Source organism: Agarivorans sp. JK6, from assembly GCF_045277145.1.
Classification (GTDB): domain Bacteria; phylum Pseudomonadota; class Gammaproteobacteria; order Enterobacterales; family Celerinatantimonadaceae; genus Agarivorans; species Agarivorans albus.
In genome coordinates, this window is sequence record NZ_CP113525.1 from 1,811,347 (window position 1) to 1,834,768 (window position 23,422).

Sequence of the window (23,422 nt, forward strand, 5' to 3'; positions counted from 1 at the left end):
TGATTATCCTTGCTCCTGGATCCAGTAATCTGGTTTAACTTGTTGAAACCCTGACTTTTTGAATAGATTTTGTGAGGCGTAGTTGTTCTCTTTGACCTGAGCCTCAAGCTTTACCGTTGGGAAACACTTCCGTATTAGCCTTAGCATCGCATAGGCGTTGCCTTGGCGATAGTATGCGGGGGCACAGTATATGGAAATCAACATGCTTTGATTAGATTGTCGAGTGAGCCGCACACTGCCCAAAGCAGTTTTACCCGACTTGGCTAGGAAAATGTATTCGTCTGAGTTGTCTAATGCTTGCTCAAACCAACTAAGGTGCTCTGGCCAAAGTGGCGCTTCAGGTGAGTTTGCATATTGTCTGGTTTGAGGCAGTGATTGCCATTGATACAATTGTTCTGCATCGCCGTGAACTGCTCGCTGGAGTTTGACTGCTCGCCCCATACTATTTGAGGTAGTTAGGGCTGCAAACACGATGCGCTCTGTTCCATGTCCATCGATTAAAGCCTGCGCTGCAGCAGATAAATTTTGGTAGTGTTTGTCTACTGTGACTAAGGCTTGGTCGAGTTGTTGTTGAGTAAGCTCAGGAATTACAACTGCAACCGCTTGAGCATCCATAGCTGCAGTGTTATCCCGCTGGTTCTCTGCCATGCAAAAGCAAATAGTCGGTAAACCGAGGTAGCAGCGTTCCCACGCCGAGCCACCAGCTGCACCAATAGCAATATCGGCCGCTAGTTGGCGCTGTGGCATATCTTTTACCGCTTGATTTACCTCTACATGGAATCGACTTGATTGGGCTGCTAAATTTAGACTGGCGATCTGTTGGTAAGCAGCTCCGACGACCACATCCAAAACCACGTCATCGGCTAGTTGAGATTTTTCTAATAGCTGCAAGCTTCTCAGGGTTAAGTTATCTAGGTCACTTCCACCGAAATTCAGTAGTAGCCGATTTATCGAAGAGTATGAACGGCGCTTGAATGATGCTTGTTGTCGGTACGTTAAGTAAGAGGGATTTAGTATGCTGAAATCACTACCCAATAACAGTTGGCAGTGTGGCATTACTAAGTCTTGGTAGTCAGCCTCACTACGTTGTGGAGACTGGTCAACGAGGATGTCACAGTCGTGATAGCGATTGGCTAGGTCGTCTACAACCATGATTTTTTCGACATAGTCGCTTAATGGGGTTTCCCAGACTTTATTTAAACTATAGTGGTCGACAATCAGTAAATCAGGTCGGCAGTTTAGAGAGTGAATAAACTGCCTAGTTTGTTCTAGGTCATCTTCTTGAGTACCGCCGAGCCATTGGGCATACCCCGTTTGCGAGGGGGACTGTTCAGAAATGGAAAGGCGCTCAACTGGATAGCCAAGTGTTTCTAGTTGAGTTATGAGGCTTCCTGCAAAGTTTTTACAAATAAACCTTACTTCTGCACCTAGAGACTTATAAAGCTCGGCAAGGCTTAGGCAGCGCGTAACGTGGCCGGTGCCTATTATGGTTGATGCGTCAGCGCGAATAAGCACGAGCACTTAGCTTTCCTCTAATATCCGATGCTGATAGATCAACTCGGCCAGTCGCCAATCATCCGGGTCATCAATATCCACCACGGAACCTTTTGGTAAGACTAACGGACTGGCCAAAGAGCTTAAAATGGGTTTAGCTTCGATAAAGGCATTGTAGGTACCCCAATAAAACTGCCCGGTATCGTAGTAATGCGCTTGTAAATCTTGCGACCGAGTGGCGACCGCCTCTGGTTTAGCCATCGCGATGTGGCCATTGTTATCCACGGCTAAGGCGCGTTGGATTGGACTTGGGTATTCACATACAGGATAGCAATAATCGCTATCTTGCTGGATTAGCAGTTCAAGGCCTTTACGTAGATGAGAAGCTTGCACAAATGGAGCCGTTGCGTATATACAACAAACGAAAGCTGGCTCTTGTTCAATAGAAGGTTGCTTGAGCGCATGCTGAATGACTTCAACCGTACCAGCAAAGTCATTGCTTAGATCTGCTGGCCTCAGAAAAGGAACTGAAGCGCCATAACTTTGGGCGATGGTCGCTATCTCTGTTGAATCAGTGGATACAACGACTTGATCAAAGCATTTAGATTCTAAAGCGCTCTGAATGCTATAGGCGATTATGGGTTTACCGTGAAACTGTCGAATGTTTTTTTTCGGTATCCGCTTACTGCCACCACGAGCAGGAATAATCGCAATACGTTTCATAGCAGCCCCTCGGCCAAGCATTGCATAATATAATCTTGTTGTGAGTCCGATAAGCCTGGGTACAGTGGCAGACTTATTGCTCGCTGGTAATAGCTTTCCGCTTCTGGAAAGTCTCCCGCTTGGAAGCCAAGCGCCTGATAATAGGGTTGTAGATGAACGGGAATATAATGAACATTGACGTTGATTTTATTTTTTCTTAAATGAGCAAAAAGCTGCTTTCGTTTGCTGGCGTCATGTAAGCGGATAACGTAGAGGTGCCAAGCCGAACTCGCTTTTTCTATTTCTAAAGGTAAATCTAATGGAAGCCCACTCAGGCCCTTTGTATAGCGTTTTGCTAACTGTTGGCGCTGTGCAATCCAAGGAAAGACATTCTTTAATTGTGAACTACCTAGCGCAGCTTGAAGGTCGGTCATTCGGTAATTGAAGCCTAGTTCGACTTGTTGGTAATACCAATCTCCATCGGGGGCTTGATCCATCAATTGCGGGTCGCGGGTCACTCCATGGCTACGTAGCAAATGCATTTTTTTGTGTAATTCGGGGGCATTAGTTAACGCTGCGCCTCCTTCGCCGGTAGTGATTATCTTTACAGGGTGAAAGCTAAATACGGTGATATCACTATATTTACAATTGCCAATTTGCTCGTTTAAATAGCGTCCGCCAATAGCATGAGAAGCGTCTTCGATAATGTTGAAGTTATATTGTTTGCCAAGTGCTGCAATAGCTTGCATATCACAAGCCTGACCACACATGTGCACTGCGATTATGACCTTTGGTAGTTTCCCTTGCTGTTTCGCTTGTTCTAGTTTTTGTTCTAAAGCATTAGGGCACAAGTTATAGGTATCGGGATCAATATCAACAAAATCAACTTGAGCACCGCAATACAGCGCGCAGTTAGCTGAGGCCACAAAAGTAATTGGGCTGGTCCAAACAATATCGCCATTTCCCACCTCAAGTACTTTACATGCTATATGTAAAGCGCTGGTTGCAGAATTTGTGGCAAGAGAGTATTTAGCTCCGCTTAAATCACACAGTGCCTGCTCAAACTCAGGAACGCAAGGTCCTTGGGTTAAGTAATCTGAGCGCAGAACCTCAACAACAGCTTCAATATCCTGCTCAGAGATATTCTGTTTTCCGTAAGGAATCATATCTCTGCCAATTTATCAAAAGCTAAAATTTGTTCAGGGCTTAAATAGTCTGGATTGGTTTCTGAGTGGTACTCAAATCCAGCTTCTACTTGTTTACCCACTTCATCGATGAGGTTTCTCGAGTAGTTGTGCTCATCGTTGTAAAACTTGATACTAGGACAAATGACGTAATGATCATCAAATTCAATGGTGAGATGGGAGTCATCACCAGGGCACATGATTTCGTGTAGCTTTTCTCCGGGTCTTATACCGATAATTTTAATCGGTAGGTCCGGCGCATAGGTTTTCGCCAAGTCAACAATTCGCACCGATGGTATTTTGGGAATGAATATCTCTCCTCCGTACATGCGACTGAAATTTTTAAGCACAAAATCAACGCCTTGCTGGAGAGTAATCCAAAAACGGGTCATATCCTCATGAGTGATTGGTAAGTGGTCACTACCATTAGCAATGAGCTGTTTGAAGAATGGAACAACTGAGCCTCTGGAACCAACAACATTGCCATAGCGAACAACCGCAAACCGAGTTTGTCCTTGACCCACCATGTTATTCGCTGCAACAAAAAGCTTGTCTGAAGCAAGCTTGGTTGCGCCATATAAATTAATTGGTGATGCTGCTTTATCTGTTGAAAGCGCAATCACTTTGCTAACGTTATTTTCGATAGCGGCTTTAATTACGTTTTCGGCACCATGAATGTTTGTTTTGATGCACTCCATAGGGTTGTATTCAGCGGCGGGTACCTGCTTTAGCGCTGCCGCATGAATAACATAATCCACATCGTTCATGGCCTGTATTAAGCGTTCTCTATCCCGCACATCACCAATGAAATATCGCATACATGGATCGTTAAACTGCTGCTGCATCTCATATTGCTTTAACTCATCACGAGAATAGATAATGAGGCGTTTAGGCTTATAGCGTTCAAGAATGGTCTTTGTGTACTTTTTACCAAATGAACCTGTGCCGCCAGTAATTAAAATAGACTTATTATCAAACATAACGATTCCATATATTCGTTAGTAATAGAACACTTATACAAATCATAAGCTTCCGTTACTGTTACGATAAGCAATAAATGCTCCATTTATGAACTTGGCTATAAAAATCACCGTACTTTTTTAGTAGTAGCCTATTAATTCTACACAACATCTAAGATCTCAGGGTTTAGTAAGCTTGGGTTTATTCATAAATCAAAGTTGCGTCATATTTTTGTCGCTTTTACGGCTTATGCCTTGCGTATTTTTGACGCCTGTTTACAATCATTTAATAGGGTAACTAGCCATAAGTTTGTCGCAAGGTAGCTTATTTTTTGCAGGGGATAGGGATGCAAGCATCCAATAGCGTTTTAGTTTGTGAAAGTGACCAAGAGAGAGCTAAGCAACTAGAAACGGTACTTGGTTTTATTGGCCAACAATTTAACGTATGCAATACCGACGAGCTAAGTGCTTTGGCGAGTAATGCAGATAAAGTTGTTCTAATCAGTAAACAATTAGAAGATGTACAAAGCATTATTGCTAAACATCCTCATTGTCCATTTTTAACAGTAGGTGAGGGCAGCACGGTTGAGGTGTTACCTAACCTCATTGGCCATTTAGATCTGCCTTTTAATTATGAGCAGCTTACTCAGTTGCTACATCACTGTGACGCTTACTTAACTCATCTACCCGGTAAAGCGAGCCCTGCTAAAAGTGAGCGCTTACGCCAGAACTTGATTGGTAAAGGTATTGCTATTCAAGAAGTGCGTCACTTGATAGAACAGGTCGCAACTAAAGAGGCTAATGTACTTATTCTCGGTGAATCGGGTACGGGTAAAGAAGTGGTAGCCAAAGCTATTCACGACCATTCAGTACGCAGCGAAGGGCCATTTGTGCCAATTAACTGTGGTGCTATTCCGCCCGATTTACTTGAAAGTGAATTGTTTGGCCATGAAAAAGGCGCATTTACTGGCGCCTTTGCTATGCGCAAAGGCCGCTTTGAATTAGCTGAAGGTGGCACGCTGTTCTTAGACGAAATTGGTGACATGCCAATGCCTATGCAGGTTAAATTACTACGTGTACTGCAAGAGCGTCAGTTTGAGAGAGTGGGTGGAAGTAAAGCGATTACCGCAAATGTGCGAGTGGTAGCGGCAACGCACCGCCAGCTAGAGCGGATGATTGAGCAAGAGAAGTTTCGAGAAGATTTATACTATCGCTTGAACGTATTCCCCATTGAAATGCCTTCGTTGCGAGAGCGCCAAGATGATATTCCTCTACTGCTTCAAGAATTGGTAAATCGCCATGAAGACGAACATTCGGCAGTGGTTAGGTTTACCCAACGCGCAGTTGAGTCCTTAATGCAGCATCAATGGCCAGGTAACGTACGTGAGTTATCCAATTTGGTCGAACGTTTACTAATTTTGCATCCTGACCAAATTGTCGACGTAAACGATTTGCCGCCGAAGTATCGTCATATTGATGCCGAAACCTTTGAGCCTAATTACAGCCCTGAGCTGGCTGAACGCGATGCGCTGTTAGCTATTTTTAGTGATGAAGATGCCTCGGTATTTTCTGATCCAAGCCCCGAAGCGCTATTTCCTGATGGGGAGCAAGATCAGGAGCTCGATGAAGAAGGCTGGGGAGCGGTACAGCAGCTCCCAGATGAAGGAGTTAACTTAAAAGAGTTATTGGCAGACCTTGAGGTAGATTTAATTCGCCAAGCGCTTGAGCAACAAGATGGTGTGGTTGCTAGAGCGGCAGAACAACTGGGGATGCGGCGAACAACCTTGGTTGAAAAAATGCGTAAGTACGGTTTGAACAAAGATAGCTAAACGCATTAATCTTATATTAAGGCTCTGAATTCAGAGCCTTTTTTATATGGCACGAATATTGATTGATAAGCACTGTTAACGGTTTTATGACGCGGAGCTTATTTCATGCCCTCAGTGCAACTTCAACAACAGCCAACCAGCTTATCTGAGCATAACTTGTCGCAGATTTTCGACGTTATGCCATCGGGCTTAGTATTGCTTGATAACAAAGGTTTTGTCTCTAGGGCAAATCCGGTGGCTAAGCAATTGCTGGGAGATGATATAGAGCAACAACGTTGGTTAGAGGCGGTCCCAAGACTGTTCTCGCCAAAGGCCGACGATGGACACGAACTCTCCTTGGTTGATGGCAGGCGGGTAAAGCTAAGTCTCTCGCCTTTACAAGATACTCAAGGTCAGCTCATTGTTTTGACCGATATGACACATACCCGCCAACTTCAAGCCAATGTTGCCAAGTTGCAGCGTATGTCTGCGTTAGGAAACATGGTGGCCTCACTAGCTCATCAAATTAGAACGCCACTTTCCGCCGCCATGTTGTATGGCTCTAATTTATCGAATAAAACCTTGTCGGATAATGCCCGCGATAACTTTCAGAATAAAATGATGGACCGCCTTAATGACTTAGAAACACAAGTGAACGATATGTTGTTGTTTGCTAAAAGTGGCGAAAAAATGGTGGTTAATCAGGTCAGTGCTCAGCAAATCATAGAACAATTGCAAGCTGCTACCGAGGCTTGCGTGCGTCAACATCAGGTTAAATTGTCCTGCGTAGTAAGTGCACCACATGCAGAAGTTCTAGTGAATGCTAATGCCTTGGTGTCTGCTTTATCTAATTTGGTCGAAAATGCCGCGCAGTTAAGTGCTAAGGGAAGTGAACTAAAAGTACACATTAGCTGTTCTGGTGAGGAGCTTCTCATTAGTGTAGAAGACCACGCTGGTGGGATAGATGAAGCGAGCAAACATAAGATATTTGAACCTTTTTATACCACTAAGCAAAACGGAACAGGTTTAGGCTTAGCGGTAGTGAACTCTGTCGTGAAGGCGCATCACGGAAGCATTGAGCTTGAATCAAATTCAAAAGGCTCATGTTTTACAGTGCGTTTACCACTTCCTGAGGCACACCATCATGATCTTGCTGTAGGAGGGCAATAACCATGAGTCAATCTACGATCCTTATTGTTGAAGATGATGCTGGTCTGCGAGAAGCATTGGTAGATACCTTGCAATTAGCGGGATATCACTGTGAACAAGCGGATAGTGCAGAGTCTGCACTCATTGCCTTAGCGGAAGAACCCGTTGATCTAGTGGTGAGTGACGTGCAAATGAGTGGCATGGATGGTTTAAGCCTACTTAAAAATATCAAACAAAAATGGCCTCAAACGCCAGTTTTGTTAATGACCGCTTACGCCAAAATTGACGATGCCGTTTCGGCAATGCGCGATGGTGCCATTGACTACCTATCAAAACCTTTTTCACCAGAAGTATTATTAAACCAGGTTGGCCGCTACGCACCTTCTATTAAGGTAGAAAAACGCGAACCTGTTTATGGCGATGCTTCTACCGAAGCGTTATTAAAGCTGAGCCAGAAAGTAGCAGCTTCTGAGGCATCGGTATTGATTAGCGGGCCAAGTGGCGCGGGTAAAGAAGTATTGTCACGTTATATTCACGACTGTTCACCACGTAAAGAACATGAGTTTGTTGCTATAAACTGTGCAGCCATCCCGGAAAATATGCTCGAAGCAACGTTGTTTGGTTACGAGAAAGGTGCCTTTACTGGTGCCATTAAAGCTTGTCCAGGTAAGTTTGAGCAGGCGCAAGGCGGAACTATTTTGCTAGACGAAATCAGTGAAATGGATCTTGGCTTACAAGCGAAGTTACTGCGGGTGTTGCAAGAGCGCGAAGTTGAGCGCTTGGGCAGCCGTAAAATGATAAAGCTAGATGTTCGCGTGATTGCTACCAGCAACCGAGATATGCGAGAAATTGTTAGGCTAGGACAGTTTAGAGAAGATTTGTATTATCGACTAAATGTATTTCCTTTAAACTGGCTACCACTCGAGCAGCGTAAAGGTGATGTATTGCCTTTAGCTACGCATTTGCTCAATCGCCACAATGCACAAAGCTATGAGCTGAGCTTAAGTGCGCAGCATAAATTACTCAATCACTCCTGGCCTGGTAATGTGCGCGAGCTAGACAATGTTATGCAAAGGGCGCTAATTCTAGCTAATGGTAACGTGATTGATAGTGACTGCTTAGTCATAGAAAATCAGTTAGAGCCATTACAGGTTGAACCCGTAGTTGAGTCTTCACTGGTAAATGAACCTTTAGGTAATGAGTTACGCCAACAAGAACAACAAATCATTTTAGATACACTTAAAGCGTGTCATGGCAAGCGTAAAGATGTCGCGGAAAAATTGGGTATTAGTCCTAGAACACTCCGCTATAAGTTGGCACGCATCAAAGATTCTGGTGTAGAGCTCCCTGCCTAAAAAATAGCAGACACTATTAACAAAAAGCAGTATATCCAGATGATATACTGCTTTTTGTTTAAAAGTGGGATAAGCGTTCGGTTTATTTTGTTTTTTGTTAATAAATTAGTGAGGCTTATTGTCGGCTTTTCACGTATAATGCCGCCGAATTTTTTAGTTCTTATCTATCCCCCGATAAGAACTCGCATTTTGCTTTGGACATTATGGAGGACTCATGACTCAAAACGTTCCAGTGGTGACAATTGACGGGCCTAGTGGTTCTGGTAAGGGCACTTTATGCCAAAAGCTAGCTCAGCATTATCAATGGCAACTTCTGGATAGCGGAGCCATTTATCGAGTCTTGGCTTTAGCTGCTTTGCATCATGAAGTAGCTTTAGACAATGAAGAAGCGTTAAGTCTTTTAGCTGCTCACCTTGATGTGCGATTTGAAGCTAAAGAAGGCAATACTTTAGTCATTTTGGAAGGGGAAGATGTTTCCCTCGAAATTCGTAAAGAAACAGCTGGCAATGCCGCCTCTAAAGTTGCTGCATTTCCGCGAGTGCGCGAAGCTTTATTACGACGCCAGCGTGCATTTCGAGAAGAGCCTGGTTTGATTGCCGATGGGCGAGATATGGGAACGGTTGTTTTTGTTGACGCTCCGGTGAAGATCTTTTTAGATGCAAGTGCAGCAGAACGGGCGCAGCGGCGCTATAATCAGTTGCAAGAAAAAGGCTTTAGTGTTAGTTTTGACCACCTTTTGAGCGAAATTGAAGAACGTGACCACCGTGATAGAAATCGTAGTGTAGCGCCTTTAGTTCCTGCTCAAGATGCGTTAGTTATTGATTCTACATCACTTTCTATTGAAGAAGTGGTGAATATGTCGATAGATTATATCGACAGTAAATTAACCCAGTAATCTCTGGGATTTGGCGCACCTATACCAAGGATGAATTAGGTGTTTATTATTAACCCCATTTAGCCGGATTGCTAAGTGGACGTTCTTATATGTGTAATTAAATAATGACTGAATCTTTTGCTCAACTCTTTGAAGAGTCACTTCAAGACCTAGAATTCCGTTCTGGTTCGATTGTTAAAGGTACTGTAGTAGGTATCGAAAACGGTATGGTTCTAGTAGACGCTGGCCTTAAGTCAGAATCTGCTATCCCTGCAGAACAGTTCAAAAACTCTGCTGGCGAACTAGAAATTGAAGTAGGCGCGCAAGTAGACGTAGCGTTAGACGCTGTAGAAGATGGTTTCGGTGAAACTGTTCTTTCTCGCGAAAAAGCGAAACGTCACGAAGCGTGGATCCAACTTGAAAGTGCTTACGAAGAGCAAGCAACGGTTGTTGGTATCATTAACGGTAAAGTTAAAGGTGGCTTTACAGTTGAAGTTAACACCATCCGTGCATTCTTGCCTGGTTCACTAGTTGACGTTCGCCCTGTGCGCGATACTGCTCACCTAGAAGGTAAAGAGCTTGAATTTAAAGTTATCAAACTAGATCAAAAACGTAACAACGTAGTTGTTTCTCGTCGTGCTGTTATCGAAACTGAAAACAGTGTTGAACGTGATCAACTTCTTGAGAACCTTCAAGAAGGTCAAGAAGTTAAAGGTATCGTTAAGAACCTTACTGACTACGGTGCATTCGTTGATCTTGGCGGTGTTGACGGTCTTCTACACATCACTGACATGGCTTGGAAACGCGTTAAGCACCCAAGCGAAATTGTTAATGTTGGCGACGAAATCAACGTTAAAGTACTTAAGTTTGACCGTGAGCGCACTCGTGTATCTCTAGGTCTTAAGCAGCTGGGTGAAGATCCATGGGTAGCAATTGCTAACCGTTACCCAGAAGGTGCACGTCTTGAAGGTCGCGTAACTAACCTAACTGACTACGGTTGCTTTGTTGAAATCGAAGACGGTGTTGAAGGTCTAGTTCACGTTTCTGAAATGGATTGGACTAACAAAAACATCCACCCATCTAAAGTTGTTAACGTGGGTGACCTTGTTGAAGTTATGGTTTTGGATATCGACGAAGAACGTCGTCGTATCTCACTTGGTTTGAAACAGTGTAAAGTTAACCCATGGGAACTATTCGCTAGCACTCATGATAAGAACGACAAAGTTTCAGGTAAGATCAAGTCTATCACTGACTTCGGTATCTTCATCGGCCTAGACGGCGGTATTGACGGTCTTGTTCACCTATCTGACATCTCTTGGGATGCTCAAGGTGAAGAAGCGGTTCGCGACTTTAAGAAAGGCGACGAAATCGAAGCTGTTGTACTACAAGTTGACGCAGAACGTGAGCGCATTAGCCTAGGTGTTAAACAGCTTGCTGAAGATCCGTTCAACAACTACCTAGCTGACCTTAAGAAAGGTGCTTTAGTTAACGGTACTGTTACTGAAGTTGATGCTAAAGGTGCAACTGTTGAACTAGCAAGTGGCGTTGAAGGTTACTTACGTGCTGGCGATGTTAGCCGTGACCGTGTTGAAGATGCATCACTTGTTCTTTCTGTTGGCGACCAACTTGAAGCTAAGTTCGTTGGTGTTGACCGTAAGAACCGTGTAATCAGCCTTTCTATCCGTGCTAAAGATGAAGCGGACGAGAAAGAAGCAATGGCTACTCTGAACAAGAAAGAAGACGCTCAGATTGGTAACGCTATGGCTGATGCATTCAAATCTGCACTTAAAGGCGAATAATCTTTAAATCTTTTTTTAGATTTATGTGATTGAATATTGGGGGGGACTTGTTCCCCCCCATTTCTTTATCTACACTGGTATTAGTTCCCTTTATCAATGGCTTGGAGAATCCATGACTAAATCTGATTTGATTGAAATACTCGCTAGTAAACATATTCAATTTACCAGTAAAGAAATTGAGTCGGCAATTAAAGAAATTCTTGAGCAAATGACCTGTTCATTACAGGAAGGCGATAGAATTGAAATTCGTGGTTTTGGTAGTTTTTCACTGCACTTCCGTGCACCCCGAGTGGGCCGAAATCCTAAAACAGGTGAAAAGGTAGAGTTGTCTGGGAAGCATGTTCCCCACTTTAAACCTGGTAAAGAGTTGCGAGAGCGCGTAAACGCTGGCCTATAGTATTGTTTCTTTTACAATTAGGTGATCTTGGCTGGTTAAATTAACGTGATTGCTGCATAATTTCCCTAGCTTTTGTTTGGCTCTGGGAGGTTATGTGAAAGCAATTTTCTCAACGCTGTTATTAGTTGTACTGTTCGTTACTGCACTTGCTGTGGGCGCGCAAAATGATGAAGTAGTAAGTGTCAATTACCTTATTGCCGAATCGGATATGCGCTTGTCATGGCTTATGGCTGGTTTGTTCATAGCTGGCTTTATTACTTGTCTTTTATTTTTGTTGGCTTTTTATACTCGTATTCGTTTAGAAAGCGCTGGCTTGAAGCGTCGATTGGCTAAGCAGCAAAAACAACTAAATAAGTTGCAAGACGAGACGGTCAAGGATAGTTAATGCTAGGCTTGTTGTTTTTGTTGTTACCAGTAGCTGCCGCTTATGGATGGTACATGGGGCAGCGCAGCGTTAGGCAAAATCAGCAACAGCAAGCAAATCATGTATCTAAGCAATACGTAGAAGGCTTAAACCTCCTTTTATCTAATCAATCTGATAAAGCAGTAGACCTGTTTGTAGAGCTGCTACAAGTAGACTCAGAAACCATTGATACCCATCTCGCACTCGGAAATTTATTTAGACAGCGTGGCGAAGTTGACCGAGCTATTCGAATTCACCAAAACTTGATTGCCCGTGAAGGCATCGACATCGACCAAAAAAACCTCGCTCTACAACAATTAGCAAAAGATTATTTAGCCGCAGGCTTATTTGATAGAGCTGAAGCTTTGCTCATTGAATTGCAAGAAGAGCCAGATTACCGCCAGCTAGCCTTAAAACAATTACTCAGCATCTATCAACAAACTCGAGAGTGGCCGCAAGCGATTGCTGTGGCCAAAAAAATAGACCCAAAAGAACTGAGTGATGTTAATCGTCAAATTGCGCATTTTTATTGCGAGCAAGCGCAAGAGTTAGAAACTGCTGGGAAGCTTTCAAAAAGCCAAGCCTTACTCAAAAAAGCGCTTAGCGCAGACAAGAAGTGTGTTCGAGCTAGTTTGCATTTAGCCCAAATTCAAAATGCAGAAGGCGATTATAAAGCAGCACTTAAAAATTTAAACAAGATCCCAGAACAAGATATCGACTTTGCCTCCGATGCTTTATCTCTATACAAAACCTGTAGTGATAATTTGGCAAAGCCCGAGTACTATCAGCAGTTTTTAGAGTACTGCTTATCAATAAAAAGTATTGCTAGCGTGGTGGTAGAGCTTTCGATTATTTATCGGGAGGCGCACGGCGCAGAGCAAGCTCAGGATTTGTTGGTAGACGAGCTGAAACGCAATCCTACCATGAAAGGATTTCATCACCTAATGGGCCTTCATCTCGCTTCTGCTGAAGAAGGTCAAGCTAAACAAAGCCTGCAAGTTTTGCGTGGCTTAGTTACCCAACAATTAAAGATTAAACCTCACTATCAGTGTCGACGCTGTGGCTTTTCATCTCATTCTATATATTGGCATTGTCCATCATGTAAGAGTTGGGGCACAGTTAAACCAATAGTGGGATTAGACGGAGAGTAGAAACAATGCAAGACCCAAAGGTATTAGTTGCCCTCGATTATGCAGATATCGATCAATGTATGGCATTTGTAGAGCAATTAGAGCCGGGCTCATGTCGTCTTAAAGTGGGTAAAGAAATGTTCACTTTGTTCGGCCCTCAGCTAGTAAAGGAACTTCATAACAAAGGCTTTGAAGTATTCTTAGATCTAAAATTTCATGATATTCCTAACACAGTTGCTAAAGCAGTAGCCGCAGCTGCGGAGTTAGGTGTATGGATGGTTAACGTGCATGCCAGTGGCGGCCGTAGAATGATGGAAGCGGCAAAAGCTGCGTTAGAACCTTACGGTGATAAACGCCCTAAGTTGATTGCGGTAACTGTGTTAACCAGTATGGACCAATCTGATTTATTAGAGCTGGGTATTGAGCTTAGCCCCATGCAGCAAGTAGAGCGTTTGGCAACACTTACTAAGCAATCTGGCTTGGATGGAGTGGTGTGCTCAGCTCATGAAGCCAAAATGCTAAAATCGCTACTTGGTGAAGAATTTTCGCTGGTAACCCCAGGAATTCGACCTACAGGTAGTGCGCAAGGCGATCAACGCAGGATTATGACGCCGGTTGAGGCAGTTACTGCAGGCTCTGACTATTTGGTTATAGGCCGGCCGATTACTCAAGCCGACTCACCTGCAGAGGTACTAAGCAGTATTAACGCAGAGCTAAGTGCTTAGCTTATAGCTTCGCCATAACGGCCACCAAAGCAACAAAGCAAAGCTAATCCCAAGTACCGCAAATAATAGATGGGCATCGATAGCAACATCGATGCCTATCAAATCCGTTACCCACGGGTCACCACCGTATAATTGCTCCATTAGTAGCTTCGCACTTAAGCCTGTCAATATGAAGGCACCGACGCGTTTCTTGTCGGTGAATAAATCAGCCATAGCTGCGTAGGCAATTAAGCCATGGATTAAGCCCGAGAGCCCTACATACTCATCATATTTAGCAAACCATAATAGCCCGCCCCCTACTAGACATAAGCTAACGCTAATCAACATGAAGTGCTGATTAGATAATCGGTCATCAAAAACAAAATACACCAGCACCAAGGTTGCAACATTCATTAGCCAATGAATAAGGTTATTGTGGCTTAAGTTACCCGACACAATGCGCCAATACTCTCCCTGACTAATTAGCTGTTTGTTCCAACTCATTAGTTCGGTATGTGCGAGAAAAAGCCACGAGCAGCTTATTACAATAAGCAGGAACCAAAATCGGCTCACAAAATACTTGAGCATGTTTATTCGTAGCTTAGAGGGTCTGTAACAGCGTTTAGTTTAAAGGCTTCTAGACGTTCTTGGCAGGCTCCGCATTTTCCGCAGGCTTGCTCGCGTCCGTTATAACAGGTCCATGTTTTACCGTAATCTAAACCCATGGCTAAACCATCGCTTAATATGTCTATCTTCGATTGCTCTAGATAGGGACTAATGACTTCTACGGCCTCGTAGTTAGCTATTAGGCTTACGTCATTCATCTTCTTCACAAACTCTGGGCGACAATCGGGGTAGATTGCATGGTCGCCAGAATGTGCGCCATAGAATACTTTTTTAGCACCTATAGATACGGCATAGCCAATAGCTAGAGACAGCAAAATCATATTGCGGTTTGGTACAACCGTTGATTTCATCGATTCTTCTTGATAATCACCTTCCGGGATATCAATGTCAGAAGTGAGTGAGGAGCCCGCAAGCAGTTGATTGATTGCTGTGATATCTACGATTTTATGTTCGATACCAAATTCTTCAGTTACCTTTTGAGCATATTCCAGTTCTTTAACATGGCGTTGACCGTAGTTGAAGCTAAGAGCATAAGGTTGTAGGCCCAATTGCAAGGTTTTATGGAGAACAGTGAACGAGTCCATTCCACCTGAATAAATCACTACCGCTTTTTCTTTCATTATTTGCTCTTTAAAATATGTTTTAATACTGCCTTAGATTTTCGCTTATTATGATCTGGGATACAAATGGCATCTCTTGCTTTACCTGTTAATGAAGTGTTTGAAACCATCCAAGGGGAGGGGTTTCATACTGGTGTTCCCTCAATATTTGTTCGTTTACAGGGCTGTGATGTTGGTTGTTCTTGGTGCGATACCAAACATACCTGGCAAGTTTTAGAGTCTGACCGTGTGCAACCCGAGCTAATTATTGGCACCAGCGGAGACACTGCTCGTTGGGCAATGCTCAGGCCTAATCAACTCTTAGAGCAGTTTAAAACTCGCTATCAGGCGAAACATATTGTTATTACCGGTGGTGAGCCATGTATCTACGATTTACATGAACTTACCAATGTCTTAATTACAGCAGGTTATTCAGTACAAATTGAAACCAGTGGCACCTATCCAGTAAAGGCCGCAGCCAAAGCATGGGTAACGGTTTCTCCAAAGGTTGATATGAAAGGCGGTAAGGTGGTTATTGAACAAGCCTTACACCGAGCGAACGAAATTAAACACCCGGTAGCTCGTGAGCGAGACTTAACTAATTTAAAAAGTTTATTAACTGGTATGACTAGTAACTTAGATGTATTGGTGTGTTTGCAACCCATTAGTCAACAGCAAAGAGCTACCGAGTTATGTATTCAAGCTTGTATTGAAAATAATTGGCGCTTGTCTTTACAAACGCATAAGTTTATTGGAATTGAATAGCAGCTCCGATAGAGCTAGCCAAATATATTATCTTATAAAGGATTATTATGACTATTTTAGTTACGGGTGGAGCAGGTTATATAGGTAGCCACACAGTGGTTGAATTATTAAACCAAGGCGAAGAAGTGGTTATTGTAGATAACCTTTGTAATTCTCATGCTGCATCAATCGAAAGAATTGAGACAATTTGCCAAAAACGCCCTACATTTTATCAGGTAGATATTCGGGATAAGTCAGAGTTAAACACGGTATTTTCTAAGCATAAGTTTAAATCTGTTATTCATTTTGCGGGTTTAAAAGCAGTTGGCGAATCAACTACTATTCCTCTACATTATTATCAAAATAATGTCTCTGGAACTTTAACCTTATGTGAAGTAATGGCTAAGCATAAGGTTAAAAACTTAGTCTTTAGCTCTTCTGCGACCGTATATGGTGACCCGCACACAGTCCCTATTTTGGAGAACTTTCCTACTGGTGCTACCAATCCTTATGGGCGCTCTAAGTTAATTGTAGAAGAGATGCTGACTGACCTATATAAATCTGATGATAGCTGGAATATAGCTTTATTACGTTATTTCAACCCTGTTGGGGCGCATAAGTCAGGCTTAATTGGTGAAGATCCAAATGGTATCCCAAATAATCTAGTACCTTATATTACCCAGGTGGCTGTAGGGCGCTTAGCTCAATTAAGTGTATTTGGCGACGACTACGATACCACTGATGGTACGGGAGTACGTGACTATATTCACGTAGTAGATTTGGCAAAAGGCCACTTAAAAGCGCTAAACAAGCTTGAAGCTAAGGCTGGGTTGGTTACTTATAACCTAGGAACAGGCCAAGGTTATAGTGTACTAGAAATGGTTGCTGCGTTTGAAAAGGTATCGGGACAATCAATTGCTTATAAAATAGCACCTCGTCGCCCAGGTGATATTGCAGCATGTTATTCAGATCCTAGCTTAGCTAAACAGGAATTATCTTGGCAGGCTGAGTTAAGTTTGGATGATATGGCCGAAGACTCTTGGCGTTGGCAACAAGGCAATCCAAATGGTTTTGCCTCTTAATATTGCTGGAATAAAAAAGGAGCCTTAAGGCTCCTTTTTTAATTTAGATGATAACTAGATAAGAAAATCTTCTTTAGTTTTGCCTTCATTTTTAATTGCACGTTGGATCGGAGAAGGTGTTCTTCCTTGGCCTGTCCAGGTCTTTTCTTCACCATTTTCATCAACAAATTTGTATTTAGCTGGCAGTGGTTGACGTTTTTTTCGTTCTTTTACTGGCGCGTCACCAATCATCGATAGTAATTCACTTGGGTCGATACCATCTTGTTCGAGTAATGCTTTATATTTCTCTAGCTTCTCGCGTTTTTCTTGCTGTTGTTTCTCTTCTTCAGCTTGTTGTGCGAAACGTTCATCTAAAATGACTTTAAGTTTATTGTAGCTATCTTCTAATTGCTCAATTGATAATTCTTTTGTAGCAGCTTTAAGACTTCTTGCGTTTAAAAATACCTTAACGAAATCGCTCATGTTAATCCTATCTATTTATTAGTATTGGTTAATCTATTACAAAATATTAATTACTAAATAAAACTTGTCAATAAACTAAACTTAAATAAACAGTATTAGTTGCTACTTTTAGTTTTAGTTGCTCAATGGTTTTGGTTGAATATGCCAGTCTGTTGGGTATAATGCAGCGCTTAACGCTATATTGTAGAGGAGCGCTGGTCAAAAGTAGTGCAGAGTGGGGTGATTCCAATGATTCTGTATGAAAGGGGCCCGCGCCGAAGTAACTAGCATTATCAAGGCTAATTACTGGTGTCGGATTTAATAGATACGACACTGTCATAGTCCAACTATGGAGAGCTACAGAGTGAAAGCCTATCGGCTTCTAGTCACTCAATTTGCTCTCTGAATTTAAAAACAGAGAAAACATGCAAACCATTTCTTATACCGATTCATTTTTATCTATTCTTCCACCGGTGATTGCGCTGTTGGTTGCCTTAGCAACAAGACGTGTAATTATTGCACTTAGCTGCGGCATCATCACGGGTGCTTTGTTACTCAGTAACTTTTCTTTTGTAGATTCTGGCATTTATTTATCACAGCTTGCAGCAGGCTTAGCGTGGGATGACGGTGCGCCAAACTGGTGGAATCTGCAAATCATAATCTTCTTGTTGCTGCTAGGCGCCATGACTAGCTTAATGACTGCTACTGGCGCAACCACAGCCTTTGCAGAATGGGCTAAGAAACGGATTAAGACCAAGCGTCATGCTACAGTTACCACTGCCTTGCTAAGCTTTGTGGTGTTTGTCGATGACTATTTCCACAGTTTAGCGGTGGGTAGCGTTGCGCGTCCGCTTACTGACCAAGTAGGGGTATCGCGCGCCAAGCTCGCTTACTTGCTTGACTCAACCGCTGCACCAATGTGTGTACTTATGCCTTTATCGAGTTGGGGGGCTTATATTATTGCCTTAGTAGGTGGTTTGTTGGTCACTCACAATATCACTGACATCACACCGCTGGCTGCGTTTGCCACCATGATCCCACTAAACTTTTACGCTGTGTTTGCCTTGTTAATGGCTTTAGTGGTTGCTTATTTCAATATTAATATTGGTCCAATGAAGCAGCATGAGAGAAATGCTGAGAAGGGGCAATTGTTTGATGAGAGCAAGGGTATCCCCGCAGGTAGTGTGAATCATGACTTTGAAGCCGATAACGGCTCACCGCTTGGTTTAGTATTGCCTATCGCTATTTTAACCTTGGTGACTTTTGCTAGCTTTGTGGTTACAGGCGCTACGGCATTAGAAGAAGGACAAGCCTTTAGCTTGTTAGCCGCATTAGAGAACACCGATGTGACCCTGTCTTTGGTCACCGGTGGCGTAATAGGCTTATTGGTGAGCGTGGGTTTTGCGTTTAAGCAACAGCTTAGCTTGTCTCAACTTGCTCATGCCATCTGGGTGGGTATTAAGGCTATGAGCCCAGCCATTCTTATTCTGGTGTTTGCTTGGTCTATTAGTGGCGTAATCGGCGATATGGAAACCGGCAAGTACCTAGCCTCTAAATTAGATGGTGCGATTAGCCCAGCTATTTTGCCAGTGTTAGTATTTGTATTAGCGGGCTTAATGGCCTTCTCTACTGGTACTAGCTGGGGCACGTTTGGCATTATGTTGCCAATTGCAGCCGATATGTCAGTAGCCAGTGATGTGAGCTTAATACTGCCTATGTTGTCTGCAGTATTAGCGGGTGCGGTATTTGGTGATCATTGTTCGCCTATCTCCGATACCACCATTTTGTCATCCACCGGTGCAGCTTGTCACCACATTGACCACGTAGCCACGCAGCTGCCTTACGCTTTGTTAGTCGCCAAAATAAGCATTAGCTGTTACTTGGTAATGGGAATGACCGGAAGTGTGATCGCTTCACTAGCAGTTGGTTTGTTATTGTTTGCCATTACAATCGCAACTTTGTACCATCGCCAGCAAAATTCGGCTTTGGCACTAAACAGTAAATAAACAAGGAACTGCGCTGTAAATGGCTTCACTACATTTTAAATATGCCGCTATGAATTCGGGAAAATCAACCCAACTTATTCAAGCTCATTTTAACTATCAAGAGCGCGGTATGAATCCTTTGGCGCTGATCCCTGCAATGGATACCCGCGATGGTGTGGGTACCATTAAAGCTCGAGTAGGTTTGTCCTTAGAGGCTGAAACCTTTTGTGCAGAGCAGGACCTGTTTGAATTGGTAAGCACTAAAAATCTGCAAAACAAGCAAGATGTCGTTATTGTGGATGAAGGGCAGTTTTTGCGTAAAGACCAAGTGTATCAACTGGCTAGAGTAGTTGACGACTTGCACATACCGGTAATGGTTTATGGTTTAAAAACAGATTTTATGGGTGAGCTATTTGAAGGTGCTTACCATTTACTGTGTTTAGCCGATAAGCTCGAAGAGCTTAAAACCATTTGTTGGTGTGGCAATAAAGGCCACTTTAATGCTCGTATTGACCAACATGGTCAGGTAGTGAGTGAAGGGCAGCAAATTGAAATTGGTGGCAACGAGCGTTATGTTTCGTTATGCCGTAAGCACTTTATTCAAGGTAATGCAGGCGAGCATTAATCTTTAGTTAGTTTATTGAGAGCGTCGTTACAGCGGCGCTCTGCGGATTTTAACTCCATTAACACCACTTGAATATCTTCTAACTGCTGCAATAAACTCAACTTTCTTAGTTTAATACTGTCAATTAATCCTGTTACCTCTTTGCTACTGCTTAGCTTGGCGTCATATAAATCGAACAGCTCTTTTATCTCTTTTAAAGAAAAGCCTAATCGTTTGCCGCGTAAAATGAGTTTGAGTCGAAGTTTGTCGTGTTTGGAATAAAGCCGCTTAGTGCCATCGCGAACAGGCTGTAATAGGCCTTGGTCTTCGTAGAAGCGAATGCTGCGAGTGCTTATGGTAAATTCTTGGGCTAGTTCGCTAATTGAATAGGGGGTAGGGGTATTTACCATGGCTGCCCTCAGTACGTGTGGTTGAATAACTGAAGCGTGGGTGAAACTTAAGCTTAGGTCAAGCAACCGGCGTGTTGCCGGTTGCTCTTCAAGACTTAAAAGCTGTGGTTGTATTGAATAGCGGCAATGTACGCATCACCTTTCGATACAAACTCAACCCCTTCCTCGTTAAACGCCCCTTCTTTACCTTGAATGTAAGTAAAGCCGGTATCGATACTGCCTTTCTCACTTAAATGGTAAGTAAAGCCAATGCCGTAGTTGTAGCGGTCGTTGTCGGGAATACTGATGGTTTTATGGGTGCGAGAAGGACTTTGGTCAAAGGCCATACCTGCACGTAATTCCCAGGCAGGGTTTAGGTACCAAGTTCCACCAAAAGAAACGCGGTAAGAGTTACTAAACTGCTCTTGTTTGTTTAGTACGCTGCCAATGCCTTCTGAGGTGGCGTCAATTTCTTGGAAGGTACTCCAGCCAGTCCAAACATAGCTGTAGTGAACGGCAAAGGCATCATTTAAGCGGTTGTAACCAGATACTTCAAAAATGTCTGGCAGGTTAAGGGTCAGCTCGCCACCAATGGTTTGTCCGCCGGTTCCGTAAGGGTTATCACTTAGCCCTTCAGGAATGTCTGAGTGGTAGTCACCTTTAAACTTAAGGTCCACTTTTGAGCGGTAGCTAATACCGAAGCGGTGATCTTCATTTACTTCCCACATACCGCCGATGTTCCAACCAAAACCCCAGCCGTCACCTTCTAAAGAGGCGGCTGTGCCGCTTGGTGGAAATGGACCGCCAGTACCAAAGTTACGTACTAGCTTAGCAGTACCGTAAACGGCGTTTACACCAGCACCAACGCTAAATTGGTCATTGATGCGGTACGACACGTTTGGATTTAGGTTTAAGGTAATTAACTCTGTTTGGCCAGCAAGGGCTCCAGCAGCGTAATCTTCTGGATAATCTGTAGATAAACCAAAGTTTGAGAACATGCCTACACCCCAGGCCCACTTGTCATTAAGCGGTTGGATGAAATAGCCAGCCGGTACTGCTGCACCAGGCACTACATCGTTATTGGTTAAGGCTTGGTCTATTGAATCTACGCCTGTATTACCTCTAACGTAAACGTCAGGCGCGATATAACTTAAAGCACCCGATACCGCAATAGTGTCGAACATCGACATTGCAGCAGGGTTGCGTGCCATTACAGCAGCGTTATCGGCAATAGCAGCTTCACCCGCAAACGAGCGGCCTAGCCCCGAAGCAGAGTGTTCCACTAGTTGAAACCCGGCTGCGTTTACATGGGCGGCAGTAAATGTAGCTGACGCGGCAAGAAGCGCGAGTGGTAATTTCCTTATTTTCATCGTTCCCTCTCTAATTACGGGGTTAAACGTTTAGTTATGTATGGGTCTTAGTAAGAGCGCTGACCTCTGACCAGATTAAGAGTAAATAAAATAATTGTTAAGTTATTGTTATTGCTTTGTGTCAAAAGTTGGAGCTGCTGCACAAAAGTTAAACACTTGTTTAATCTTGGTGAGCTAAGAAATATAAATGATTGTTTCGAAACATCAAGCGGGATTGTTGAGCTTTATTGCCAGTTCACAAACAAAAAAATCAACCCCCATTGATAAGACAATAGGAGTTGACTTTATTTTAATTAAATCAGATAGATTGATTTAAATCTGCGGTGAGCGTATCAAGTGCTTTTTCAATAGGTTCGTTACGTTCACCCACCACGACAAGGTTGGCATTAGATAGTTTAGAAACCATCCCGTGCATCTTTTTATCGGCAAAGCTTTCAACCGCTTGCAACTCGGTGGATTTAGGCACTACAAACACATTTATGTTTGAGCCCATTTTTCCTTTCATAATCATATGAAAAGCTGGCGCACCTGCATAAGCACAGTGGTTAACATAAACCACATCGCCGGGTAGCTGGTCAAAGCTTGCGCCATAACGGGCTAGTTTAGCATTAATAGTTTGCAGGCTTGGCTGTTCATCAACACCGCTGGTATAAGGCATTTCGTGATAAACATGTTCTAAAGCCACTTGGCCCATATTTACTTGCCCGGTAGGCAGTTGCCAATTAACTAAACTAAAACTTAAACCCACTACAAAGGCAATTGATGCAGCCATTGCAATATGTACTCGGGTTTTGCGGCGGTATTCCAGTTGTGAATCGTCGAAGCTTTGGCTTAGTATCAGTCGCTCTGCAAGCGCGTCTGGCACACCTACGTTTAGTGCTTGCTCTAATTTGCACTCAAACTGCTGCATCTCGTCATACAGTTTTTTATTTTTAGGTGTGCGTGTTGCTTCCTGTATAAGCGTATCGCTACGCTCTCGAGGATTGGTATACAACTGACGGCGAAATTCTAGCTCATCCATTGCTTTGTCCTCGTTCTTGGTCATTATCTAGGGCTTCTTTGAGCTGATTTCTTGCTCTAAAAAGCCGTGTCATTACGGTATTTTTATTTAGCTCTAACATATCGGCAATCTCATCACCGCTAAATCCACCTATCACTTGGAGTAGCAGCGGTTCTTTATATTCAGGTGCCAGCTTATCTATTTGGCGGCGTAACCATTCATTTTCAATTTGTTGTTCGGTAGATGTAGCGTTTACATCGGCAACTGAATTATCCTCGATATCCACCAAGTTAAACTGTTTTCGCTCGAAGCGACGGGCGTTTTCTCGGCGAAGAATGGTAATTAACCATGCTTTGGCTGCCTTTTCATCTTTAAGGCTGTCGAGTGAACGCCAAGCTCTAAGAAAGGTCTCTTGAACTATGTCTTCGGCGATATGCTTATCCTTTACTAGCCAGTAGGCGTAACGGTAAACATCCTTATTGTAAGCCTGCACTAAGGCTTCATAACGTTTTTGTTTTGCTTCCATATCCGACATGACCGAGTCGGTTTGGTTTTTCTTTCGAAAAAAATCAACAACCATGTAATTTCCTAGATAAAACGTCGAAGGCTAATCTGTTATGATA

General features: G+C 43.2%; 24 protein-coding genes and 1 riboswitch. Of the genes, 13 read left to right on the forward strand and 11 right to left on the reverse strand.

Features of this window, described 5'->3' with window-relative positions:
- Positions 1–3: 3 nt before the first annotated feature.
- The 4 genes from pseG to pseB are packed head-to-tail and all read right to left on the reverse strand — an operon-like array spanning position 4 to position 4,360.
- Positions 4–1,521: a UDP-2,4-diacetamido-2,4,6-trideoxy-beta-L-altropyranose hydrolase gene (gene pseG / locus OV592_RS08620; protein WP_406611100.1), complete on the reverse strand. Its 1,518-nt coding sequence runs from the start codon at positions 1,519–1,521 to the stop codon at positions 4–6.
- Positions 1,522–2,217 carry a pseudaminic acid cytidylyltransferase gene (gene pseF / locus OV592_RS08625; RefSeq protein ID WP_406611101.1) on the reverse strand — a complete coding sequence of 232 codons (696 nt, stop codon included), beginning with the start codon at positions 2,215–2,217 and terminating at the stop codon, positions 1,522–1,524.
- Complete coding sequence (gene pseC / locus OV592_RS08630) at positions 2,214–3,362, reverse strand: UDP-4-amino-4,6-dideoxy-N-acetyl-beta-L-altrosamine transaminase (protein ID WP_406611102.1); 1,149 nt, start codon at positions 3,360–3,362, stop codon at positions 2,214–2,216. The genes pseF and pseC overlap by 4 nt, the downstream gene beginning before the upstream one ends.
- Complete coding sequence (gene pseB / locus OV592_RS08635; RefSeq protein WP_406611103.1) at positions 3,359–4,360, reverse strand: UDP-N-acetylglucosamine 4,6-dehydratase (inverting); 1,002 nt, start codon at positions 4,358–4,360, stop codon at positions 3,359–3,361. The genes pseC and pseB overlap by 4 nt, the downstream gene beginning before the upstream one ends.
- A gap of 326 nt (positions 4,361–4,686) precedes the next feature.
- Between pseB and OV592_RS08640 the strand changes: the two genes are divergently transcribed.
- The 9 genes from OV592_RS08640 to pyrF all read left to right on the forward strand — a co-directional run bounded on the left by OV592_RS08640 (position 4,687) and on the right by pyrF (position 13,979).
- On the forward strand, positions 4,687–6,168 hold the full coding sequence (locus OV592_RS08640; RefSeq protein ID WP_152781150.1) for a sigma-54 dependent transcriptional regulator: 1,482 nt from the start codon (positions 4,687–4,689) through the stop codon (positions 6,166–6,168).
- Between the two features lie 105 nt (positions 6,169–6,273).
- Positions 6,274–7,317 (forward strand): sensor histidine kinase, encoded by a 1,044-nt coding sequence (locus tag OV592_RS08645; protein WP_406611104.1) that lies wholly within the window; start codon positions 6,274–6,276, stop codon positions 7,315–7,317.
- A gap of 2 nt (positions 7,318–7,319) precedes the next feature.
- Positions 7,320–8,651: a sigma-54-dependent transcriptional regulator gene (locus tag OV592_RS08650; RefSeq protein ID WP_406611105.1), complete on the forward strand. Its 1,332-nt coding sequence runs from the start codon at positions 7,320–7,322 to the stop codon at positions 8,649–8,651.
- Between the two features lie 214 nt (positions 8,652–8,865).
- Positions 8,866–9,546 carry a (d)CMP kinase gene (gene cmk / locus OV592_RS08655; RefSeq protein WP_406611106.1) on the forward strand — a complete coding sequence of 227 codons (681 nt, stop codon included), beginning with the start codon at positions 8,866–8,868 and terminating at the stop codon, positions 9,544–9,546.
- Positions 9,547–9,650: 104 nt separating this feature from the next.
- Complete coding sequence (rpsA, locus tag OV592_RS08660; RefSeq protein WP_016403457.1) at positions 9,651–11,324, forward strand: 30S ribosomal protein S1; 1,674 nt, start codon at positions 9,651–9,653, stop codon at positions 11,322–11,324.
- Between the two features lie 112 nt (positions 11,325–11,436).
- On the forward strand, positions 11,437–11,721 hold the full coding sequence (locus OV592_RS08665) for an integration host factor subunit beta (protein ID WP_016403456.1): 285 nt from the start codon (positions 11,437–11,439) through the stop codon (positions 11,719–11,721).
- A 94-nt stretch (positions 11,722–11,815) separates the two neighbouring features.
- Positions 11,816–12,106: a LapA family protein gene (locus tag OV592_RS08670; RefSeq protein ID WP_016403455.1), complete on the forward strand. Its 291-nt coding sequence runs from the start codon at positions 11,816–11,818 to the stop codon at positions 12,104–12,106.
- Positions 12,106–13,275 carry a lipopolysaccharide assembly protein LapB gene (gene lapB / locus OV592_RS08675; protein WP_338625668.1) on the forward strand — a complete coding sequence of 390 codons (1,170 nt, stop codon included), beginning with the start codon at positions 12,106–12,108 and terminating at the stop codon, positions 13,273–13,275. Before OV592_RS08670 ends, lapB begins: the two co-directional genes overlap by 1 nt.
- A gap of 5 nt (positions 13,276–13,280) precedes the next feature.
- A complete protein-coding gene (pyrF, locus tag OV592_RS08680) occupies positions 13,281–13,979 on the forward strand; it encodes an orotidine-5'-phosphate decarboxylase (RefSeq protein WP_406611107.1) in 699 nt (232 codons plus the stop codon).
- On the opposite strand, the gene rrtA is transcribed toward pyrF, so the two are convergent.
- Together rrtA and queC are read right to left on the reverse strand one after the other, a co-directional pair.
- A complete protein-coding gene (gene rrtA / locus OV592_RS08685) occupies positions 13,968–14,462 on the reverse strand; it encodes a rhombosortase (RefSeq protein WP_406611108.1) in 495 nt (164 codons plus the stop codon). The genes pyrF and rrtA overlap by 12 nt on opposite strands.
- Before the next feature lie 86 nt (positions 14,463–14,548).
- Positions 14,549–15,205 carry a 7-cyano-7-deazaguanine synthase QueC gene (gene queC / locus OV592_RS08690; RefSeq protein ID WP_406611109.1) on the reverse strand — a complete coding sequence of 219 codons (657 nt, stop codon included), beginning with the start codon at positions 15,203–15,205 and terminating at the stop codon, positions 14,549–14,551.
- 66 nt (positions 15,206–15,271) lie between these two features.
- On the opposite strand from queC, the gene queE reads away from it, so the two are divergent.
- Both queE and galE read left to right on the forward strand, forming a co-directional pair.
- Entirely contained in the window at positions 15,272–15,949 is a 678-nt protein-coding gene (gene queE / locus OV592_RS08695) for a 7-carboxy-7-deazaguanine synthase QueE (protein ID WP_406611110.1), read from the forward strand.
- Between the two features lie 47 nt (positions 15,950–15,996).
- Positions 15,997–17,010, forward strand: a complete 1,014-nt coding sequence (galE, locus tag OV592_RS08700) for a UDP-glucose 4-epimerase GalE (protein ID WP_406611111.1) — start codon at positions 15,997–15,999, stop codon at positions 17,008–17,010.
- A 54-nt stretch (positions 17,011–17,064) separates the two neighbouring features.
- Here galE and OV592_RS08705 read toward each other — a convergent pair whose 3' ends face one another.
- Positions 17,065–17,472 (reverse strand): H-NS family nucleoid-associated regulatory protein, encoded by a 408-nt coding sequence (locus tag OV592_RS08705; RefSeq protein WP_016403448.1) that lies wholly within the window; start codon positions 17,470–17,472, stop codon positions 17,065–17,067.
- A 176-nt stretch (positions 17,473–17,648) separates the two neighbouring features.
- Positions 17,649–17,819, forward strand: a riboswitch (Lysine riboswitch).
- 57 nt (positions 17,820–17,876) lie between these two features.
- Here OV592_RS08705 and OV592_RS08710 point away from each other — a divergent pair.
- Complete coding sequence (locus tag OV592_RS08710) at positions 17,877–19,457, forward strand: Na+/H+ antiporter NhaC family protein (RefSeq protein ID WP_406611112.1); 1,581 nt, start codon at positions 17,877–17,879, stop codon at positions 19,455–19,457.
- A gap of 19 nt (positions 19,458–19,476) precedes the next feature.
- A complete protein-coding gene (locus OV592_RS08715; protein ID WP_406611113.1) occupies positions 19,477–20,061 on the forward strand; it encodes a thymidine kinase in 585 nt (194 codons plus the stop codon).
- Here the strand turns inward: OV592_RS08715 and OV592_RS08720 are convergent.
- The 4 genes from OV592_RS08720 to OV592_RS08735 form a co-directional block, all read right to left on the reverse strand.
- Positions 20,058–20,450, reverse strand: coding sequence for a MerR family DNA-binding transcriptional regulator (locus tag OV592_RS08720; RefSeq protein WP_016403445.1), 393 nt, complete (start codon positions 20,448–20,450; stop codon positions 20,058–20,060). The two genes, OV592_RS08715 and OV592_RS08720, sit on opposite strands and share 4 nt — an antisense overlap.
- A gap of 95 nt (positions 20,451–20,545) precedes the next feature.
- Entirely contained in the window at positions 20,546–21,799 is a 1,254-nt protein-coding gene (locus OV592_RS08725; RefSeq protein ID WP_406611114.1) for an outer membrane protein transport protein, read from the reverse strand.
- 298 nt (positions 21,800–22,097) lie between these two features.
- Positions 22,098–22,844, reverse strand: coding sequence for a DUF3379 family protein (locus OV592_RS08730; protein ID WP_406611115.1), 747 nt, complete (start codon positions 22,842–22,844; stop codon positions 22,098–22,100).
- Entirely contained in the window at positions 22,813–23,379 is a 567-nt protein-coding gene (locus OV592_RS08735; protein ID WP_406611116.1) for a sigma-70 family RNA polymerase sigma factor, read from the reverse strand. The genes OV592_RS08730 and OV592_RS08735 overlap by 32 nt, the downstream gene beginning before the upstream one ends.
- Between the last annotated feature and the right edge of the window lie 43 nt (positions 23,380–23,422).

What these genes read in the sequence shown, in the direction of transcription:
- pseF (WP_406611101.1), bottom strand. Translation starts at nt 2,217, where the DNA reads ATGAAACGTATTGCGATTATTCCTGCTCGTGGTGGCAGTAAGCGGATA.
- pseC (WP_406611102.1), bottom strand. Translation starts at nt 3,362, where the DNA reads ATGATTCCTTACGGAAAACAGAATATCTCTGAGCAGGATATTGAAGCT.
- pseB (WP_406611103.1), bottom strand. Translation starts at nt 4,360, where the DNA reads ATGTTTGATAATAAGTCTATTTTAATTACTGGCGGCACAGGTTCATTT.
- OV592_RS08640 (WP_152781150.1), top strand. Translation starts at nt 4,687, where the DNA reads ATGCAAGCATCCAATAGCGTTTTAGTTTGTGAAAGTGACCAAGAGAGA.
- OV592_RS08645 (WP_406611104.1), top strand. Translation starts at nt 6,274, where the DNA reads ATGCCCTCAGTGCAACTTCAACAACAGCCAACCAGCTTATCTGAGCAT.
- OV592_RS08650 (WP_406611105.1), top strand. Translation starts at nt 7,320, where the DNA reads ATGAGTCAATCTACGATCCTTATTGTTGAAGATGATGCTGGTCTGCGA.
- cmk (WP_406611106.1), top strand. Translation starts at nt 8,866, where the DNA reads ATGACTCAAAACGTTCCAGTGGTGACAATTGACGGGCCTAGTGGTTCT.
- rpsA (WP_016403457.1), top strand. Translation starts at nt 9,651, where the DNA reads ATGACTGAATCTTTTGCTCAACTCTTTGAAGAGTCACTTCAAGACCTA.
- OV592_RS08665 (WP_016403456.1), top strand. Translation starts at nt 11,437, where the DNA reads ATGACTAAATCTGATTTGATTGAAATACTCGCTAGTAAACATATTCAA.
- lapB (WP_338625668.1), top strand. Translation starts at nt 12,106, where the DNA reads ATGCTAGGCTTGTTGTTTTTGTTGTTACCAGTAGCTGCCGCTTATGGA.
- pyrF (WP_406611107.1), top strand. Translation starts at nt 13,281, where the DNA reads ATGCAAGACCCAAAGGTATTAGTTGCCCTCGATTATGCAGATATCGAT.
- rrtA (WP_406611108.1), bottom strand. Translation starts at nt 14,462, where the DNA reads ATGAGTTGGAACAAACAGCTAATTAGTCAGGGAGAGTATTGGCGCATT.
- queC (WP_406611109.1), bottom strand. Translation starts at nt 15,205, where the DNA reads ATGAAAGAAAAAGCGGTAGTGATTTATTCAGGTGGAATGGACTCGTTC.
- queE (WP_406611110.1), top strand. Translation starts at nt 15,272, where the DNA reads ATGGCATCTCTTGCTTTACCTGTTAATGAAGTGTTTGAAACCATCCAA.
- galE (WP_406611111.1), top strand. Translation starts at nt 15,997, where the DNA reads ATGACTATTTTAGTTACGGGTGGAGCAGGTTATATAGGTAGCCACACA.
- OV592_RS08705 (WP_016403448.1), bottom strand. Translation starts at nt 17,472, where the DNA reads ATGAGCGATTTCGTTAAGGTATTTTTAAACGCAAGAAGTCTTAAAGCT.
- OV592_RS08710 (WP_406611112.1), top strand. Translation starts at nt 17,877, where the DNA reads ATGCAAACCATTTCTTATACCGATTCATTTTTATCTATTCTTCCACCG.
- OV592_RS08715 (WP_406611113.1), top strand. Translation starts at nt 19,477, where the DNA reads ATGGCTTCACTACATTTTAAATATGCCGCTATGAATTCGGGAAAATCA.
- OV592_RS08720 (WP_016403445.1), bottom strand. Translation starts at nt 20,450, where the DNA reads ATGGTAAATACCCCTACCCCCTATTCAATTAGCGAACTAGCCCAAGAA.
- OV592_RS08725 (WP_406611114.1), bottom strand. Translation starts at nt 21,799, where the DNA reads ATGAAAATAAGGAAATTACCACTCGCGCTTCTTGCCGCGTCAGCTACA.
- OV592_RS08730 (WP_406611115.1), bottom strand. Translation starts at nt 22,844, where the DNA reads ATGACCAAGAACGAGGACAAAGCAATGGATGAGCTAGAATTTCGCCGT.
- OV592_RS08735 (WP_406611116.1), bottom strand. Translation starts at nt 23,379, where the DNA reads ATGGTTGTTGATTTTTTTCGAAAGAAAAACCAAACCGACTCGGTCATG.